The sequence below is a fragment of the Rothia sp. HMSC065C12 genome (assembly GCF_001812085.1).
Taxonomy (GTDB): domain Bacteria; phylum Actinomycetota; class Actinomycetes; order Actinomycetales; family Micrococcaceae; genus Rothia; species Rothia mucilaginosa.
In genome coordinates, this window is record NZ_KV807670.1 from 174,814 (window position 1) to 192,881 (window position 18,068).

The following is an 18,068-nucleotide window of genomic DNA, read 5'->3' on the forward strand; positions in this document are numbered from 1 at the left end:
CCGGTAGCGGGGTCATCTGAATCTGACCCCTGCAATATATAGAGCATTCAGGCTCTGGAGTGCGTGCTCCAGAGCCTGAATGCCAATTTCTGGCATTTGTAATTACCACAGCTTTTAAGGCGGAAGCGCCTTAAAACACTCCCAAAGCGAAGAAATATTTAAAAAATATTTACACGCCGTTCAAAACCCTTAAAGGTGGTGCCCGTCAACCCCAAATCGGAAAACTCGGCGGGGGAGCGCATCCGGGTTAAATCCCTAGAAAACCCCGAAATTCAGGGGCGAAAACCCTAAGGCGCGCGGGGCTCAAGGTCTTAAATAATGTTTCCTGCACTTTTAACCTGGAAGAACCCTGGGAGAACCCGGGACGTTCGCTGTGAACTTGAAATCGGGTTGGAATCATAAAAAACCTCGGCTATCTTTGAGACCAGATGGATTCTCGCAAGAGAATCACCTGTGTGGTTTCAAGCTTGGAATGCTTGAAACGATGCCCGGTTCTACCGCACGTCCCCATCGAGGAAGTGCCACCCGGATTCCGCACATAAGTGCAGAATCGCTCACGGTGACATGAAATCGGTGGAGAGCCGCTCACATGGTAGAGCCAGAATATGAGTAACCTACTTCGTTATCAAAGGGTGAGCGGCGGCGCGCTAGAGTTCCGGGGACGGAACGAGCGGGGACGGCCCCAAGGAGCATTATGAAGAACACTTCCATTCGTCGTACCGCAGCAGCTCTCGCCATCGGTGGCGCTGTAGCAGCTACCATGTCGATGCCCGCTGCAAACGCAGTAGACGGTGCTACCTGGGACGCACTGGCACAGTGCGAGTCCGGTGGCAACTGGTCCATCAACACCGGTAACGGCTTCTACGGCGGTCTGCAGTTCACCCAGCAGTCCTGGAACGGCGTCGGCATGTCCGGCTCCCCCGCGACCGCTACCCGTGCACAGCAGATCGAGGCTGGCGAGCGTCTGCTCGCTATCCAGGGCTGGGGCGCATGGCCCGCATGCTCCGCTAAGCTTGGCCTCTACGGCAAGACCGGCGCAGCTCCCACCTACACCGAGCCCACCACCACCGTGGCTGCACAGTCGCAGACCCAGCAGACCTACACCGCTCCCGCGGCACAGGCTGCACCCGCAGCTCCTGCAGCTCAGGCTGCACCCGCAGCAGTTGAGGCACCCGCAGCAGCTCCCGCTGCACCCGCAGTTGAGGCTCCCGCAGCTCCCGCAGCAGCACCGGCAGCTGAGGCTCCCGTAGCAGCAGCTCCCGTTGCAGCTCCCAAGGCTGCAGCAGGCACCTACACCGTGGTTCCCGGTGACTCCCTCTCGCTGATCGCTGCAAAGCTCGGCGTTGCAGGCGGCTACCAGGCAATCGCAGCTGCGAACACCGACATCATCTACAACGTTGACCTGATCTTCCCCGGCCAGGTTCTGACCATCCCCGCCTAAGGATTAACCCCCAAGCGTAACGTGGACACGTTGTAGCCCAACGCCCCGCACCTCACACGAGGAGCGGGGCGTTGAGCATTTAACCCGAAAATAGGGGAGGAGAACACCGCCTGACCACGCAAACCAGCAGGTAAACCCTCCAACCCCCAATGAGACGGAAAACGCAACCTCCACTACACTAGAGAAGAGACAAGAAAACAAACTACGGGAGAACCATGTCTGCCATCACCTTTGAACAGGTAAAGCACCTGGCATCGCTGGCACTCATTGAGATGACCGATGAAGAACTCACCGCGATGGCGTCTGAGCTGGACGTCATCGTCGCATCCGTTGAGACCATGTCGCAGAAAGCAACTGCCGACATCCCCGCGACCAGCCACCCCATCCCCCTCGAGAACGTCTTCCGCGAAGACGTATCCGTCACCACCCTCACCCAGGAAGAGGCGCTCTCCGGCGCCCCCGACGCACAGGACGGCAAGTTCCGCGTGCCGGCAATCCTCGACGAAGACTAAGAGGAGAACAACCAAGTGAACGAACTGATCCAGCTCACCGCCGCAGAAGCAGCAGAAAAGCTCGCATCCGGCGAAATCACCTCCGTCGAGCTCACCCAGGCACACCTGGACCGCATCGCAGCCACCGACGGCGCACCCCTGAGCGACAACCGTGCAGACGGTAAGAGCGGCCTCAACGCCTTCCTGCACATCAACGCCGAAGAAGCACTCGCCACCGCAGCAGCAGTGGATGCAGACCGCGCAGCAGGCAAGGAACTGCCCCCGCTCGCAGGCGTACCCATCGCCGTCAAGGACCTCATCGTCACCAAGGGCCAGCCCACCACCGCAGCATCGCGCATGCTCGAAGGCTGGATGAGCCCCTACGACGGCACCGTCACCCGCAGGGTCCGCGAAGCACGCATGCCCATCCTCGGCAAGACCAACCTCGACGAATTCGCAATGGGCTCCTCCAACGAGCACTCCGCATTCGGCGTAGTACGCAACCCCTGGGCACTCGACCGCGCACCCGGCGGCTCCGGCGGCGGCTCCGCAGCAGCCGTCACCGCCTTCCAGGCACCCCTGGCGCTCGGCACCGACACTGGTGGCTCCATCCGCCAGCCCGCAGCACTGACCGGTAGCGTCGGCGTCAAGCCCACCTACGGCTCCGTCTCCCGTTACGGCGTCATCGCCATGGCATCCTCCCTCGACCAGGTAGGCCCCGTCGCCCGCACCGTGCTCGACACCGCCATGCTGCACGAGGCCATCGCAGGTCACGACCCGCTCGACTCCACCTCTCTGCCCGATACGCCCGGCAACTTCGCCGAAGAAGCCAAGGCAGGCGCAGAAGCAGCCCGCAAGGGTGACCTCTCCGGCCTGCGCGTCGGCGTCATCAAGGAGCTCGGCGGCGGCGACGGCGAAGGCTTCGAAGCAGGCGTGCTCGCGCGCTTCCGCGAATCCGTCGAAGAGCTACGTGCCGCAGGCGCAGAGGTCGTTGAGGTCTCCCTGCCCTCCGTCACCGAGGCCATCAGCGCCTACTACATGATCATGTCCTCCGAGGTGTCCTCCAACCTGGCACGCTACGACGGCGTGCGCTACGGCCTGCGCGTCGTGCCCGAGGACGGCCCCGTCACCATCGAGCGAGTCATGGCCGCCACCCGCGCCGCCGGCTTCGGCCACGAGGTGAAGCGCCGTATCATCCTCGGCACCTACGCACTGTCCGCAGGTAACTACGACGCCTACTACGGCGCCGCACTGCGCGTGCGCACCCTCATCCAGCGCGACTACGCAGCAGCATTCGAAAAGTGCGATGTGCTCATCTCCCCGACCGCGCCCTCCACCGCGTTCAAGCTCGGCGAGAAGACCGAAGGCGACCCCATGGCAATGTACCTGGGCGACGTCGCAACCGTACCCGTCAACCTGGCAGGCGTCCCGGCGCTCTCCCTGCCCGGCGGCCTCTCCGAAGAGAACAACCTGCCCGTCGGCATCCAGTTCACCGCACCCGCACGCGAAGACGCACGCCTCTACCGCGTCGGCGCAGCACTGGAAGAACTGCTCACCGCAAAATGGGGCGCACCGCTCTACAAGAGCCTGCCCGACACCGAAACTCTGATCCGCGACTTTGACTTTGGGGGAACCAAGTAATGAGTGAAGAAGTCCTCAGCTTCGAAGAAGCCATCGAAAAGTACGACCCGGTCCTCGGCTTCGAGGTGCACGTCGAACTGAACACCAAAACCAAGATGTTCGACTCTGCACCCAACGAGTTCGGCGACGAACCCAACACCAACGTCACCCCCGTATCGCTCGGCCTGCCCGGCGCGCTGCCCATGGTGAACAAGACCGCTGTTGAGTCCGCCATCAAGCTCGGCCTGGCACTGGGCTGCGAGATCGCAGACAAGTCCTACTTCGCCCGCAAGAACTACTTCTACCCGGACTCCCCGAAGAACTTCCAGACCTCCCAGGCTGGCGGCCCCATCGCGGAAAACGGCTCCCTGGACGTCGAGCTCGAAGACGGCACCATCTTCACCGTCGAAATTGAGCGCGCTCACATGGAAGAAGACGCAGGCAAGCTCACCCACGTCGGCGGCGCAGACGGCCGAATCCAGGGTGCAACCTCCTCCCTGGTCGACTACAACCGCGCAGGCGTGCCCCTGATTGAGATCGTCACCCGACCCATCGTCGGTGCCGGCGAGCGTGCACCCGAACTGGCACGCGCCTACGTTGCCGCAATCCGCGACATCGTCCGCTCCCTCGGTATCTCCGACGCCCGCATGGAACGCGGTAACGTCCGATGCGACGCCAACGTCTCCCTCATGCCCAAGGGCGCAGAGAAGTTCGGCACCCGCTCCGAAACCAAGAACGTGAACTCCCTCCGTTCCGTCGAGCGCGCCGTCCGCTACGAGATTCGCCGCCACGCAGCGATCCTCGAACGCGGCGAAAAGGTCACCCAGGAGACCCGCCACTGGCACGAAGACACCCGCGAAACCTCCTCGGGTCGCCCCAAGTCCGACGCTGACGACTACCGTTACTTCCCCGAACCGGACCTCGTACCGGTCGTCACCAACAGCGAATGGATTGAGCGTCTGCGCGCCGAACTGCCCGAACCCCCGGCAGAACGCCGCCGCCGCCTCAAGGGTGAGTGGGGCTACTCTGACGAAGAGTTCCGCGACGTAGTCAACGCTGGCGCACTCGACGTTATCGAAGAGACCGTCGCCGCAGGCGCAACCGCAGCAGCAGCCCGCAAGTGGTGGATGGGCGAAATCGCCCGCCGCGCAAAGCAGGCTGAAGTTGAGCTCACCGCCCTCGGCGTGGAGCCCGCAACCGTGGTTGCCCTCGAAGCGCTCATCTCCGAAGGCAAGATCAACGACAAGATCGCCCGCCAGGTGCTCGAGTTCGTCCTCGCCGGTGAAGGCACCCCCGCCGAAATCGTTGAGGCACGCGGCCTCGCCGTGGTCTCTGACGACGGCGCGCTCACCGCAGCCGTCCAGGAGGCACTGGCAGCAATGCCCGACGTTGCCGACAAGATTCGCGCCGGTAAGGTTCAGGCTGCTGGCGCTATCGTCGGTCAGGTCATGAAGGCTACTCGTGGCCAGGCTGACGCCGCTCGCGTGCGTGAGCTGATTCTGGCTGAGTGCGGCGTGGAAGGCTAAGCTTTTCCGCTGACCCGGTTCTAACGAAAGAGGTGCTGTCTCCCGAGGTGGGAGGCGGCGCCTCTTTCGTGCTTTACCCCATTCCAGGTTCTGCGCGGGATGCACGGTTCCGCTTAGATTCCGCACGGAAAGGCGGTTATCGTCCTCGTTCCTACAGGGAACCCGCCCTCGCTTCGCTTCGGGCACCCTGATGTCACTTTCGGACGATACCGCCTTTCCGCGCTGGGGTACTGTGCGGGTGCGGCCGCGTTTTCCGGATGCGCCCTCAGGGTGTCAGCCCGGACGCTCTCCGCAGCGGAGCGAGGAGGCGCGGAGCGTCCGGGTGACGGGTGCCCCTGCGTAGGCGCGGAGGAAATATGCGGCGCCCCGCCCCTGCTTAGTGAGGGGAGGAACGAGGACGAGCACCGTCCCTCCAGCAATACAATGTACTTAAACGAGAAATGCTCCTTCCATATCTTCAAGATATAGAAGGAGCATTCTCTATTGCTGGGTGTTACTCAGTAACGCCGAGGTTGCTCATCAGGAACGCGTAATCCCACGCGATCTCACGCCAACGCGTATACCGGCCGGAACCACCACCGTGACCGCCCGACATGTCAATCTTCAGCAGCGGCACCGGCGACGACGGGTCAATCTGCTCACGCAGCGCCGCAACCCACTTCGCAGGCTCCACGTAGAGCACACGGGTGTCGTGCAGGCTCGTCACCGCAGCAATCGCCGGGTAGCGGACCGGGCGAATGTTCTCGTACGGGGTGTACGACTTCATGTAGGCGTACACTTCCGGGTCCTCAATCGGGTTGCCCCACTCTTCCCACTCCATTGCCGACAGCGGCAGCTCCGGGTCGAGGATGGTGGTCAGCGCATCCACGAACGGTACGGCAGCCAGGCAGGCGGCGTACTTTTCGGGGGCGAGGTTCACGACGGCGCCCATGAGCAGGCCGCCGGCGCTACCGCCGTAGCAGCCGATACGCGCCTCATCAGCCCACGGCTTAGCCGCAATGTAGCTGGTGACGTCCACGAAGTCGGTGAAGGTATTCTTCTTCGCGAGCTTCTTGCCGTTCTGGTACCAGGAGCGGCCCATCTCGCCGCCGCCGCGAATATGTGCGATGACGTAGATGACGCCGCGGTCCAGGATCGACAGCATCGGGATGGAGAACATCGGGTCCATGGACGACTCGTACGAGCCGTAACCGTACTGGATGACCGGGTGTGGCTTGCTCATGTCCAGGTCGGCGCGGTGAATCACCGAGATTGGGATGAGCGTGCCGTCCTCCGCCGGTGCCCAGTCGCGGTAGGCGCGGTAGTCCTCGCGGTTGTAGCCGCCGAGTACCGGGGTTTCACGGCGCAGCAGCAGGGTCTGCGACATGGGGAAGTAGTCGTAGACGCGGCGCGGCGTCAGGTACGAGGTGTAGGCGATGCGCAGCACGGGGGAGTAGTTCTCCGCACGCAGCACGGAGGCGGTGTACAGTTCCTCGTCGAAGCCGGCAGGCTCCATGAAGGTCACGCCGGCGGGGCGGCGGCGGCGCCACTGGATGGGCAGCTGCTCACGCGGTGCGAGGAAGATGCGGGTGGTGGTGTCCGCGCGGGCGGTGACGACCAGGTGCGTTGCGGTGAAGGTGAAGCCCTCCAGGCGTACGTGTTCGCTGTGGCGGATGACGGGTACCCAACGCTGCGCGTACTCTTCGAGGCTTTCACCTTCGCGCGGCATGTCTGCGAGGACCAGCTCGGAGTTCAGCGCATTGTAGTCGTGCTGAATCAGCAGGTGCTGTTCGCCGGCAATGTTGAGCGGCTCGGCGTAGTATTCGATGCCCGCGCTCTTGGGGATGAGCAGGGTCGGCTCGCCCTTGGGTTCGCGGGTGGGGATGAGGCGCACCTCCGTGTACTCGGAGTTGGAGCTGGTAATGACCACGGAGGAACGGTCGGAGCTCATGGCGGCGCCGAGCCACATGGTGTTGTCCGGTTCCTCATAGATCAGGTGGTCTTCGGTGCCCTGTCCGACGTCGTGCACGTAGACACGCCAGGGGCGCCACGACTCGTCGGGGACGAGGTAGATGAGCTGTTCGGCGTGGTTGATGAAGAAGGAGCCCGCCGCAATGTTGGGGATGGTGTCTTCGAGGAAGGCGCCGGTTTCCATGTTGAGGAAGCGCTGCTCGTAGCGTTCGTCGCCCTTTTCGTCCACGGAGATGCTCAGCAGCTTGCCGTTACGTGCGGGCTGGAAGCTGCCGAGGGAGAAGAACTCCATGTCCTTGGCGTATTCGTTGCAGTCGAGGATGACGACTTCACCCTCGAGTACTTCGCCGGGGGTGACGGTCGGCGGGGTGTAGCGCACCACCTCGTCGCCTTCGTGCAGGGCGGGGTAGCGGTAGAAGACGGGGTACTGACCGCCGGGCACCATGCGGCTGTAGTACCACCAGTCACCGATACGGTTCGGGACGGTCAGATCTGACAGCAGGGTGCGGCCCTTGATTTCGTTGAAGATGGATTCGCGGAGGGGCTGCTGGTCTGCGGTGACAGCTTCGGTGTATTCGGCTTCTGCCTTGAGGTAGTTGAGGACCTCTTCGCTTTCCTTGTCGCGGAGCCATTCGTAGTGGTCGATGAAGACGTCGCCGTGGTGTTCGCGGCGGTGCTCGACCTTCTTCGGTACGGGCGGGGTGAGGTTCTGTTCAGCCATGCTGCCACCTCTTTCATGAGTTATGGGTTTGTGAATGGTGTGTGCCGTCTGCGCCCGCGTTCCTGTGCCGCCGGGTGGCGGTGAGAGTGCGCGGGGGACTGTGGGCACGCCTAGTTCTAGTGTATCGAAGAGTGAGGCAGGCTACTATATTGCGGCTTGTGCGGGGTCGCCCGGCTCAGCCTGTGGAAGCCCAGCTGAAGTCTCACCGAAGCCTCGCCGCAACGTGCGCGTTCAGTGGCTAGTTAGCGCGCCCCTTAATGGACATGAGGGTGCGGCGGCCCGCCTTATTCGCCTTCGTGAAGGCACGGTTACTTTGCCTGTACTCACGTTCTTGAGAGCGCAGGCGTAGACGCGCGGATTCGGCTATCATCCTGCGGTAGCGTTCGAAGCGCTCGGGGTCGAGAGCGCCGTCGGCGAGCGCCTGCTGTACCGCGCATCCGGGTTCGGAGCCGTGGGAGCAGTCGCTGTACCGGCAGGCGGAGGCGTAGCTGGAGACATCGTCAAAGGTCTCATCAATTGCGGAGCTATCGCTCGTGGCGGCGAGGGCTCGTACGCCCGGAGTGTCGATCAGCACCGTGCCAGATGATGATTTTGCGTTGGTCGAGTCTCCTTCGCTTGAGCTTTCCACACTGGGCAAAACAAGCATCTGGCGGCTGGTGGTGGTGTGGCGCCCCTTGCCGTCAGCATCTCGGACCGTGGAGGTGACCTGCACCTGATATTCTTGGCTATCCTCGCGGGGGTCAACTCCGGGGTTGAGCAGGGCGTTGACCAGGGTGGATTTTCCTGCGCCGCTACGGCCCAGGAACGCGGCGGTGCGTCCGGCGACAAGCTCCGCCACCGGGGCAGGGTCGTAGCCGTTGTCCGTGCAGACGGCGAGTACCGCATCCACACCACCTGCGAGGGAATCCCTGTAGTTGGTGAGCTGTTCGGCCGTTACCAGGTCACCCTTGGTGAGAATCAGCGCGACCTGCACCCCGGAAGCGTGCGCCAGGGCGGTGTAGCGTTCAATTCGCCCAATGGACGGTTCGGGGAAGCAGGGCTCAACGATGCAGAGCATATCCACGTTGGCGGCGACAGGCTGATCTGCGGATTCTCGGGTGGCGCTGGGTCGGGTGAGGTAGCTTCGCCGGGGCAGTATCGCGAGGGGTTTGTGCTCCGCGGGCTGGCTATCGCTACCGGTTCCAGGGATGGGCTGGGTGAGTACCCAGTCGCCGACGACGGGGTACTCTTCTTCGCCGTAGTCGTTCTCAACCGGACGCAGCGGAGCGGAAAGCTTAATGAGCTCACCCCGCTCGCAGGTCAGTAGCTCGCAGCGGGTGCGGTGCACGGCGCTGACACGGGCGAGGGTAAAGTTTTCGAGGGTACCGCCGAGGGTGAACGCGGCGCGGATTGCTGAACCCTGCCAGGAAGGGTCGAACCCTAGGGTCTCTAAGGTGTATGAAGCGGGAGCAATGGTCACAGGAATAGTCTTTCTTGGTTGCGGCGCCCGGATAGCGGGTGATTAAAAGGTTCGTTCTTTTTCAGGGTTCACCGTTTACAACAGCGATGCGCGGGCGCCGGCACGGATGCGGCGGGCGGCAAGCAAAGTCAGCCCCAACCCCACTACGGCGTAGAGTACTGCCAGGGCTGTGTCTGCCGCCAGGAGCGCGAAAAGCTCCGGCGCGGTGCCGTTCGCGATACCGCTAGAGGCATCTAAAACCTGCACCAGCCGGGACCCGGGAACCCAGGAACACACCCAGGCAAGCCACGTCGGGTAGGTACTCACCGGCACAATCACGCCCGCGCTGACCGGCAGAACAATAGATAGAACATTCGAGCCCGTGTACGGATCCGACAGGTACAGGCCCAAGCCGGCAGCAAAAATACCCAGGCAGACCCCGCCCAGAACCGCAACCGGCATCAGCGCAAGAGCGCCCAGCAGAAGCCCCGAACTCGCGCCGGTAGAGGGCGCCGTGAGGGACAACAACCACACGATACCCACATTGCTCAGACCCGTCACGGAAGCCAGCAACGCGGGTACCGCCGCCGCACCGAGCCAGTAGCCCGCATCCACCGGGCGAGCCGTACACACGTACTCGAAGACGCCAATCCACCGGTCTGTGGCAACGCGCGCGACAATACCGGCTGCCACGGAGCTGAGGGTGGCAATCAGAGCAGACGCGCAGCCGATGCGTACCGTATCGTTCGCGGCAAGATCAGCACCCAGAAGCACCGTGAAAAGCACGTTAAGACCGGGTACGAGAATCAGGGTCGTGACAGCCGTTCCGAGGGTTGCGAAGGTAATAGAAGATGACCAGCCAATAGAGGCGGTAGACAGTGCCCGACGCGCCACGCTAGGCAGAGCAGCAGAAGAGAGAACATGCACGCTACATCGCCCCCAGAGTGCCGCGACGGCGGGCGGAGGCAAGAGCCTTCCGAGCAAAGAGGAAAGCACACAACGCCCAGATGAAGCTCACGACCAGGGTCTGAATTACGGGCAAGAGTGCATCCGCCGGGGTAGTGATGGCGGTACGCCCAAGTAGCAGGTGCACCGGCGCCTGCAGGGGAATAAGCACACCCGCGGCATCCAGCCAGGCGGGCGCCTCAATGGTCGTGAAGAGAACCCCGGAAAGAATAAAAACCGGCACGAGCAATAGCTCCTCGTAGGCGATAGCGTTCGGCGTCGCCACGAAGAACACCGCAATCATGAACGTAACCGACAGGCACGCAAGCCACAGCAGGGGAATGCCCAGAACGTAGCGCGGCCAGAGTGCTGAAAAGTCCGTAACCTGCGGATTGAGCGTCACAAGAGCCCAAACCGCCCACGATAGGGGCAGGGCCGCCAGACCCACGATGGAGGCGCTCGAAACGATAGCCGCCAGCACCCGCACCGGAGAAATCGACCCCGAACACAGGTACACGAGGGTCCCGCGGAAGCGCTCAAAATTGATAATGCCCGCAGACACGATGCAGACCGACCACATGCCCACAATGCCCGCGCGGGTCCACGCCAGGGTCGGGTCAACGGAGTGACCCTCGGAGCTCTGCGCCGCCGCATGCACGGCGAGCGCCTGAAGGATGACCGACCCGAGCACCGTGCTGATAAGCAGCTGAATAAAGTACGGGACCGTCAGGAACTGGCGCAGGCTAAATCCCATGAGCCGCAGCTGGCGGGCGCACTCCTGCCACAGGTCGTACCGTCGACCCCGCCGCTGGAACTCTTCCGAACGTCGCGTCTTCACGTTCATCGCTTGAGCCCCTCCGCCATCGCCAGGTATGCCTCTTCCAGGGTTGCCGGGCGCGTGTACGGTTCGGTCCGTGCCCCAATGTTCGCGGCGGCGAGCCCCTCCGCCAGGATGCGGTGAGCTTCTCCCGCCTCGAACGTGGTGCGCTCGCCGTGCCAGTAGAGGGTGAGCTCCCAGCCGGAACCGCGCGGGGCGAAGAGCACCGTAGCCTTATCGCCGAGGAGCCCACGAAGCGTATCAAGGCCCTCGGTGGCGGTGGCCTCGACCTGTACCACGGTCGTGGCGGCAATGCCGGCGTGCGCGGCGATGTCTTCGAGGCTGCCGCTCACGGCGACGGAACCGGCGCCTAACACGGTGATGGTGTGCGCCAGGTCCTCGATTTCGCCGAGTAGGTGGCTCGTCAGCAGAACGGCGGCGCCGTCTTCCGCGAGGGAGCGGATGAGGGTTCGCACGGTTAGGGCGATATCGGGGTCGAGCCCGTTGGTCGGCTCATCCAGCAGGAGCAGGGCGGGGGAGCCGAGCAGGGCGCGGGCAATATGTAGGCGCTGCTTCATGCCGCGGGAAAACTCCTGGACAGGCCGCGTTGCCGCATCGGTGAGTTCCACACGGGCTAGGGCATGCTCCACCTCGTGTCGTCGGGTCCGCCCGGAAACCCCCGCAACATCGGCGAAGAACAGCAGATTGTCGCGGGCACTGGCGCGCGGGTAGAAGCCGTTCTCCCCGCCCAACGCGAGGCCCACGTGACGGCGCGCCCGCTGCGGGTGGGTGATGGCGTCAATACCGTTCACGGTGAGGCTACCGCCGGTGGGGGTGAGCAGGGTCGAGCACATCTGCACGGTAGTCGTTTTGCCCGCACCGTTGGGGCCGAGGAGGGCATGAATCTCACCGGAACTGACGCGAAGCGACACCCGGTCGACGGCGGTAAAAGCGTTTTCACCTTTGCCAAAGACGCGGCTGAGCTGCGCCGCATCAAGAACAAGAGACATGGTAGGTAACCTTCGGGTATGACCCTCTGGCCCCTATACCGGAGGGATGCTGAGCAGGATAAACGGCGTAGCGAGCCGTAGCGAGTTGTACCCTGCGTGAGTGTATGTGTCATTTCAGTGTACCGAAAAACCGTAGATAAAAGTGATGGGGGTTACTGTGTGGATGGTGGGTGTCCGCCTCCGCATCTCGATTGCCTCGTCCTCGGATTGCCCCGGCACCGTCGTTCGCGTTTTATGACAGACGTTAAAAAACGTCATCTTTGCAATGAAATGTCTTAAAGTACCGCGCACCCACAAAATCCTTGACCCCGCCCCGTGCCCTATGACACTCTAAATAACAGGTCAAGAGCGCCAGCGATAAGCCCCAGCTAGCTGGCCGGCAACCCTCCTCCGCGGTGGGGTGCCCTGGGTGAAGACCGGGCGGCACGCACAAGCGTGACGCAAGCGCGGGACCGATGTGACCGAAACCGGTACATCAATCGTGACAGGATTATTCGACGACGATTCCTGTACCGTCGGCATGCGGCCCCTTAAGAATCCCCAATAGGAGCCACGCATGAGCAACAACACTACCGTCCCGACTCCCGCCAACCCCGCCGGTTGGAAGTTCGAAACCCGCCAGATCCACGCAGGTCAGGCGCCGGATGCCGCAACGGGAGCTCGGGCACTACCTATCTACCAGACCACTTCCTTCGTCTTTGACAGCGCCGAGCAGGCAGCGAACCGTTTCGCCCTCGCCGAGCTGGGCCCCATTTACACTCGCCTCAACAACCCCACCCAGGAAGTCATCGAAAACCGTATCGCTTCCCTGGAAGGCGGCGTAGGCGCGCTGCTGCTGGCATCCGGTCAGGCAGCTATTACCTACGCAATCCTGAACATTGCCGGTGCAGGCGACCACGTTGTTGCTTCGCCCTCCGTGTACGGCGGCACCTACAACCTGCTCAAGTACACCCTCGCCGACCTGGGCATTGAAACCACCTTTGTTGAGGACCCGGACGACCTGGACGCATGGCGCGCCGCAGTCCGCCCCAACACCAAGCTCTTCTACGGCGAGTCCGTGCCCAACCCCCGCAACGACGTGCTCGACATTGAGCCCATCGCCAAGATCGCCCACGAAAACGGCGTGCCCCTGATCGTGGACAACACCGTGCCCACCCCCTACCTGCTGCGCCCCATTGAGCACGGCGCAGACGTGGTCGTCCACTCCGCCACCAAGTACCTGGGCGGCCACGGCACCTCCATCGGCGGCGTGATCGTTGACTCCGGTAACTTCGACTACGGTGCAGACCCCGAGAAGTTCCCCAAGTTCAACCAGCCCGCCCCCGGCTACCACGGCCTGGTCTACGCACGCGATTTGGGTAAGGACTCCGCATTCGGCGCGAACCTCTCCTATATCCTGAAGGCGCGCGTCTCCCTGCTGCGTGACACCGGCGCCGCCATCTCCCCGACCAACGCCTTCAACATCGGCATTGGTCTGGAGACCCTCTCCCTGCGCATCGAACGCCACATCGAGAACGCCACCAAGGTCGCCCGCTGGCTCGAAGCAAACCCGCAGGTCGAGAAGGTCATCTGGGCTGGCGTGGAATCCTCCCCCTGGTACGAGCGTGCACAGAAGTACCTGCCCAAGGGCCCCGGTGCGGTGCTCGGCTTCACCCTCAAGGACGCAACCCTGGAGCAGACCCGCGACTTCGTGGACGCCCTCAAGTTGCACTCCAACGTGGCGAACATCGGTGACGTGCGCTCGCTCGTGATTCACCCCGCCTCCACCACCCACTCCCAGCTTTCCGCTGAGGAACTGGAGAAGATTGGCGTGTACCCGAACTTCGTCCGCCTGGCAGTCGGTATCGAGAACATCGACGACATTCTCGCCGACCTGCAGCTGGGCTTCGACACCCTCTCCTAAACGGTGATGCAACCCGCAGGTGGACCGGCAAGCTACGGCTTTTCGGTCCACCTGCGGATTCCCCGTTACGGAGCATGTTGTAACTGTGCGGCGTTGCTGCCGCCCAATCTGTTGCTTCTTCTACCCACAGACGAGTACCCCGCTCACACCCGGCACCACCTCGCCGACCAACCCAGTGAAGGGAACCCCATGACCACCCAGAGCACTAGCCAGTCCGGCACTACCAGCCAGCCTGTCACCGCACCCATCCCCGTGGCGGGCACCCGCACCGAGCACCCCGAAGCGCAAGGCTATCTGCGTCAGCTGAACATCGGCGACCTGGAGCTCGAGTCCGGCGTGACCCTGCCGCAGGTGACCATCGGTTACGAAACCTGGGGTACCCTCAACGAGACCGGCGATAACGCCATCCTCATCCTGCACGCACTCACCGGTGACACGCATGTCTCCCGCGGCGTGCCCACCCCGGACATGCCCGCGCCCCTCATCCGCGCTATCGAATCCGACGGCTGGTGGGAGGGCATCGTGGGTCCCGGCGCGGTCATCGACACCAACCGATACTTCGTCGTTGCCCCCAATATTCTGGGCGGCTGCTACGGTTCGACCGGTCCGGCCAGCATCATTCCCGAAGGCTACCCGGGCGCCGGCGAGCACTGGGGATCCCGATTCCCGCTCGTCACCATCCGCGACTCGGTGCGTGCTGAGGCGCGTCTGGCGCGTGCACTGGGCGTGACGAGTTTCCGCTACGTGATTGGTGGTTCCCTCGGTGGCGCTCGCGCCCTCGAGTGGGCGGCAACCAACCCCGAGCTGGTGCGCGGATGCGCGGTCATCGCCTCCGGTCCTTCGGCTACGGCGGAGCAGATTTCCTGGGCCCACACTCAGAACATTGCGATTCGTTCGGATGCGAACTTTGCCGGTGGCGACTACTATGCCGGTCCTGCACCGACTGCCGGTCTGGCTCTGGCGCGCCGTATCGCGCACACCACCTACCGCAGCCCCGCAGAGCTGGAGCACCGCTTCGGCCGTGAGGAGAACCGCGGCGAAAACACTGTGGGCGGTTCGCTGGGTGAGCCGCGTGGCCGCTACGCCATTGAAAGCTACCTGGACCACCACGGCGCTAAGCTGGTTGAGCGTTTTGACGCGAACAGCTACCTGGCTGTGAATGAGGCGCTGATTTCGCACGATGTGGCTCGTGGCCGCGGCACTCTGGCACAGGCGCTGGCGCACACCGATTGCGAGTGGACGATTGCGGCGGTGAACACGGACCGTCTGTTCTTCCCGCACGAGTCGCACCGCCTGGCGGAGGCGCTTCCCACCCCGGTGCCCGTGGACATTATCGAGTCGAACCACGGCCATGACGGCTTCTTGATTGAGGCGAAGCAGGTGGAGAAGATTCTGGCGCGCGCCCTCGGCGTTGAAGATGAATCCGCCGCCCCGAGTGAGGCGCAGCGTGAACGTGAAGCTTTGGAATCGATGACTCGTCTGTACGGCGCTGTTAATCGCTAACTCGACCGGCGCCCGAAGGCGTTTCACGCATCCTGCTGAATGTTGTTTTATCCAAACAGTGGGTGTGGGATTGTGAGGGAATGACTGGGTATTCTCAACTGTCCTTCCGCCCACCGTGAATTAACCTTCACCCATAGGGTTATGTAATAAAATGTCGGGCGTTCGTATGATGCGAGTGTCCGGCATTTTTTCTATCTTTATGAAGAGTGTTATGCCAAGTCAGGGAATATTTTCCGGTTTTTCGGGTGTTTTGCGAAACCTCCGCGAGATATCGCGAAGTAACCTCCTGTTGCACCGGAAGGTAAAGGTTCTCGGTTTGCTTTAGACCAGCTCTAACCCCATAGCATTAACGCTGTGGTAAGTATTCAAGAGGTAGCGGAGCAGTTGGGGGTGAGCACCCACGCCCTGCGATATTACGAAAAAGAGGGGCTCATTGCGGTGCCCCGTGATGCTCACGGAACCCGTATTTTTGATGAGGAGTCTATCTCCGCAGCACGGTTTATTGCTACCTGCCGTCAGGCCGGCATGAGTCTTGCCGACATTCGCACGATTTTGAGCAATCCGGACGACCACGCCCTATCCATTGATGTGATGGAGCGTGCCCGTCAGAAGATTGAGGATGAGATTGTGGGGTTGCAGCAGAACCTTGAGCACCTGGATCGCCGTATTCAGGAGCACCGCCGTCACCTCGACAGCACCCGCTAGGTAACTAGTCTTCTGCAGACGCGTATAAACGCCCGGTATTCCCAACGTTGGGAATACCGGGCGTTTTTCTGTGCTCAGCTGGCATGCTCGGCTACTCACCCCTAGCTACTGGGTATTTTCAGCCCGTAGGTTTAACCCCAAGCCGCTTTTTCCGGGTCAATACCATGTGCACGAGCATTCTCGTAGATGACATCCCGCAACCACTCCGCGAGCCCGGTCGCAAGCTTCTCGTAGTGCGCCTTGAAACGGGCATCCTCAACGTAGCCGCGGGCTAGAATAGCGTGCTTAGCGGGGGTGACCTCGAAGAAGAACAGGGAGGCGCGGTGCCGCTCGGCGAGTGCGTTCGCCTCCTCACTGCCCGGCTTCACGCCGCGGTTGAATGCCTCGACGAGGGCCTGCTCTACCTCGTCAACCTGCTGTTTGCCGTTCTGCCAGTCGGCACGGTTCATCGTTGCAGTTCGGCGCTGGTATTCAGCCCAGTCGTCAGTTTTTCCGTAACGCTCCTGCGCTTCCTGCTGGTGGGCGAGACTGAACCCTTCACCCATAATCTCTGCTTTTTCGGCAGCGCTGAGCTGCTCATTTTTAGGTGCCATGGTGTCCTCCAAAAGGTGTTCGATGGTTTCAAGCATGCGCCCGTACGCGGCGATTTTGCGTTGAAGCATATCCCGCTGAGCGAGTAGATGCTCGGTGCTGTTCGCTTCGTCCTGCAGTATGTTGCGAATGGCGTCAAGGCTCATGCCGGTGGCGCGGTACCCCATGATGACGGTGATTCGTTCAAGATCTGCATCGGTGTAGTACCGGTACCCGTTGAACTCATCATGTGCCGGGTTGAGTAAGCCTCGGTGCTCCCAGTGGTGCAGCGTGCGGACTGTTAGCCCGTGTAGTGATGCCGCTTCTCCTACGGTGTATTCGTGTTGCCCGTCAGGTGGTGTTATGTTCGCGTCCATGGTTTCACTCTAAAACCTCACGTTAGGTGAGGGTCAAGCTAGCGGCGGAACCCGCGGTGCAGGTTTGTGGGGGAGTCCTCGCTAAGATGGGTGCATGAGCGAAAACAAATACGTCGTCGAATACACCCGCCCCGAGAACGAACGTGCAGGCACCCACCTGGTGCTCATGCTGCACGGCTACGGCTCCCAGGAGCACGATTTGCTGTCTCTGGCGGCGCACCTTCCGCAGGAGGGCTTCACCTACGCCTCCATGCGTGCACCGCAGCCGGTTGGCACCCAGTTCTCCGCGGACTCGACCGGCGCCTACATTGCCGCAGATGCTATCGGCTACCAGTGGTACCCGCTGAACCAGCAGCTCGAATCTGACCAGCGCGCCATTGAGCAGGCGAGCGACTACGTGCTGGAGTGGGTGCGCGCGAACCGCGAGCAGTATGCTTCGGTGACTCTGCTGGGCTTCTCGCAGGGTATGGGCATCGCAACTTCGATGGTGCGTCACGCCCCCGGCGAGTTCGCCGCCGTAGTGGGACTGTCCGGCTATGCGGTAGATTCTGATTCGCCGTACTTCAAGGACGAGGAGCTGAAGAAGACCGAACTGCCGGTGTTCTTCGGCCGCGACCAGGAAGACCCTGTCATCCCGCAGGAGATGGTGAACTACACCTACGACTGGATCCGCAAGTACACCGACGGCATTAAGGTGCTGTATGCCGGTGCGGGTCACGGCGTGAGCGCCATGGAGATTCGCCATGTGGGCGAGTTCCTGGAGGTGAAGGTGCAGGGTAAGGAACCGCGTATTCGTGCGCAGAAGGTTGCGGAGGCGACCAGCGCCGCCGAGGGCTCTGACTCCTAAATCGACTAAACGTAAAGCCCCCGGGTCTGACGACTCGGGGGCTTTACGTTGAGCTTTTGCTTCCGCACGGATTTGCTTCCGCGCGGAAAGCGGTATTCGTCCTCGTTCCTACAGAGGCTGGGTGGGTGGGACGCTATACCCTTCCTCCGCTCCTGCAGGGGCACCCGCCGCACCCGGACGCTCCGCTTCTCCTTGCTTCGCTGC

The 18,068-nt window shown here is 62.3% G+C and carries 14 protein-coding genes and 1 riboswitch; of the genes, 8 read left to right on the top strand and 6 right to left on the bottom strand.

Translation table 11 applies throughout. From position 1 onward, the window contains the following. Positions 1 to 694 precede the first annotated feature (694 nt). From HMPREF2836_RS00920 to gatB, 4 genes are all read left to right on the top strand, one after another. Positions 695 to 1,441 carry a transglycosylase family protein gene (locus HMPREF2836_RS00920; protein ID WP_070629087.1) on the top strand — a complete coding sequence of 249 codons (747 nt, stop codon included), beginning with the start codon at positions 695 to 697 and terminating at the stop codon, positions 1,439 to 1,441. 215 nt (positions 1,442 to 1,656) lie between these two features. After that, entirely contained in the window at positions 1,657 to 1,953 is a 297-nt protein-coding gene (gene gatC, locus HMPREF2836_RS00925) for an Asp-tRNA(Asn)/Glu-tRNA(Gln) amidotransferase subunit GatC (protein WP_070629089.1), read from the top strand. Between the two features lie 15 nt (positions 1,954 to 1,968). After that, complete coding sequence (gene gatA / locus HMPREF2836_RS00930) at positions 1,969 to 3,573, top strand: Asp-tRNA(Asn)/Glu-tRNA(Gln) amidotransferase subunit GatA (RefSeq protein WP_070629091.1); 1,605 nt, start codon at positions 1,969 to 1,971, stop codon at positions 3,571 to 3,573. Continuing rightward, positions 3,573 to 5,078, top strand: a complete 1,506-nt coding sequence (gene gatB / locus HMPREF2836_RS00935) for an Asp-tRNA(Asn)/Glu-tRNA(Gln) amidotransferase subunit GatB (RefSeq protein WP_049341656.1) — start codon at positions 3,573 to 3,575, stop codon at positions 5,076 to 5,078. The genes gatA and gatB overlap by 1 nt, the downstream gene beginning before the upstream one ends. A 493-nt stretch (positions 5,079 to 5,571) precedes the next feature. Here the strand turns inward: gatB and HMPREF2836_RS00940 are convergent, their stop codons facing one another. From HMPREF2836_RS00940 to HMPREF2836_RS00960, 5 genes are all read right to left on the bottom strand, one after another. Then, on the bottom strand, positions 5,572 to 7,749 hold the full coding sequence (locus HMPREF2836_RS00940; RefSeq protein ID WP_070629093.1) for a S9 family peptidase: 2,178 nt from the start codon (positions 7,747 to 7,749) through the stop codon (positions 5,572 to 5,574). Positions 7,750 to 7,987: 238 nt separating this feature from the next. Next, a complete protein-coding gene (rsgA, locus tag HMPREF2836_RS00945) occupies positions 7,988 to 9,208 on the bottom strand; it encodes a ribosome small subunit-dependent GTPase A (RefSeq protein WP_070629095.1) in 1,221 nt (406 codons plus the stop codon). A gap of 75 nt (positions 9,209 to 9,283) precedes the next feature. Next, entirely contained in the window at positions 9,284 to 10,114 is an 831-nt protein-coding gene (locus HMPREF2836_RS00950; protein ID WP_070629097.1) for an ABC transporter, read from the bottom strand. 1 nt (position 10,115) lies between these two features. Then, positions 10,116 to 10,976, bottom strand: a complete 861-nt coding sequence (locus HMPREF2836_RS00955; protein WP_070629099.1) for an ABC transporter permease — start codon at positions 10,974 to 10,976, stop codon at positions 10,116 to 10,118. Beyond that, positions 10,973 to 11,959, bottom strand: coding sequence for an ABC transporter ATP-binding protein (locus tag HMPREF2836_RS00960; RefSeq protein ID WP_070629101.1), 987 nt, complete (start codon positions 11,957 to 11,959; stop codon positions 10,973 to 10,975). The genes HMPREF2836_RS00955 and HMPREF2836_RS00960 overlap by 4 nt, the downstream gene beginning before the upstream one ends. A gap of 340 nt (positions 11,960 to 12,299) precedes the next feature. Then, positions 12,300 to 12,412: riboswitch (SAM riboswitch) on the top strand. 103 nt (positions 12,413 to 12,515) lie between these two features. On the opposite strand from HMPREF2836_RS00960, the gene HMPREF2836_RS00965 reads away from it, so the two are divergent. From HMPREF2836_RS00965 to HMPREF2836_RS00975, 3 genes are all read left to right on the top strand, one after another. Further along, positions 12,516 to 13,862 (top strand): bifunctional o-acetylhomoserine/o-acetylserine sulfhydrylase, encoded by a 1,347-nt coding sequence (locus HMPREF2836_RS00965; RefSeq protein ID WP_049347656.1) that lies wholly within the window; start codon positions 12,516 to 12,518, stop codon positions 13,860 to 13,862. A 189-nt stretch (positions 13,863 to 14,051) separates the two neighbouring features. Next, positions 14,052 to 15,365 carry a homoserine O-acetyltransferase MetX gene (locus HMPREF2836_RS00970; RefSeq protein ID WP_210394324.1) on the top strand — a complete coding sequence of 438 codons (1,314 nt, stop codon included), beginning with the start codon at positions 14,052 to 14,054 and terminating at the stop codon, positions 15,363 to 15,365. Positions 15,366 to 15,719: 354 nt separating this feature from the next. Then, complete coding sequence (locus HMPREF2836_RS00975; RefSeq protein WP_049355077.1) at positions 15,720 to 16,070, top strand: MerR family transcriptional regulator; 351 nt, start codon at positions 15,720 to 15,722, stop codon at positions 16,068 to 16,070. Positions 16,071 to 16,201: 131 nt separating this feature from the next. On the opposite strand, the gene HMPREF2836_RS00980 is transcribed toward HMPREF2836_RS00975, so the two are convergent. Further along, the gene (locus HMPREF2836_RS00980; protein WP_070629103.1) at positions 16,202 to 17,017 is read right to left on the bottom strand and encodes a MerR family transcriptional regulator; all 816 of its coding nucleotides are present in this window, start codon (positions 17,015 to 17,017) and stop codon (positions 16,202 to 16,204) included. Between the two features lie 94 nt (positions 17,018 to 17,111). Between HMPREF2836_RS00980 and HMPREF2836_RS00985 the strand changes: the two genes are divergently transcribed. After that, the gene (locus HMPREF2836_RS00985; protein ID WP_070629105.1) at positions 17,112 to 17,864 is read left to right on the top strand and encodes an alpha/beta hydrolase; all 753 of its coding nucleotides are present in this window, start codon (positions 17,112 to 17,114) and stop codon (positions 17,862 to 17,864) included. Positions 17,865 to 18,068: the final 204 nt, after the last annotated feature.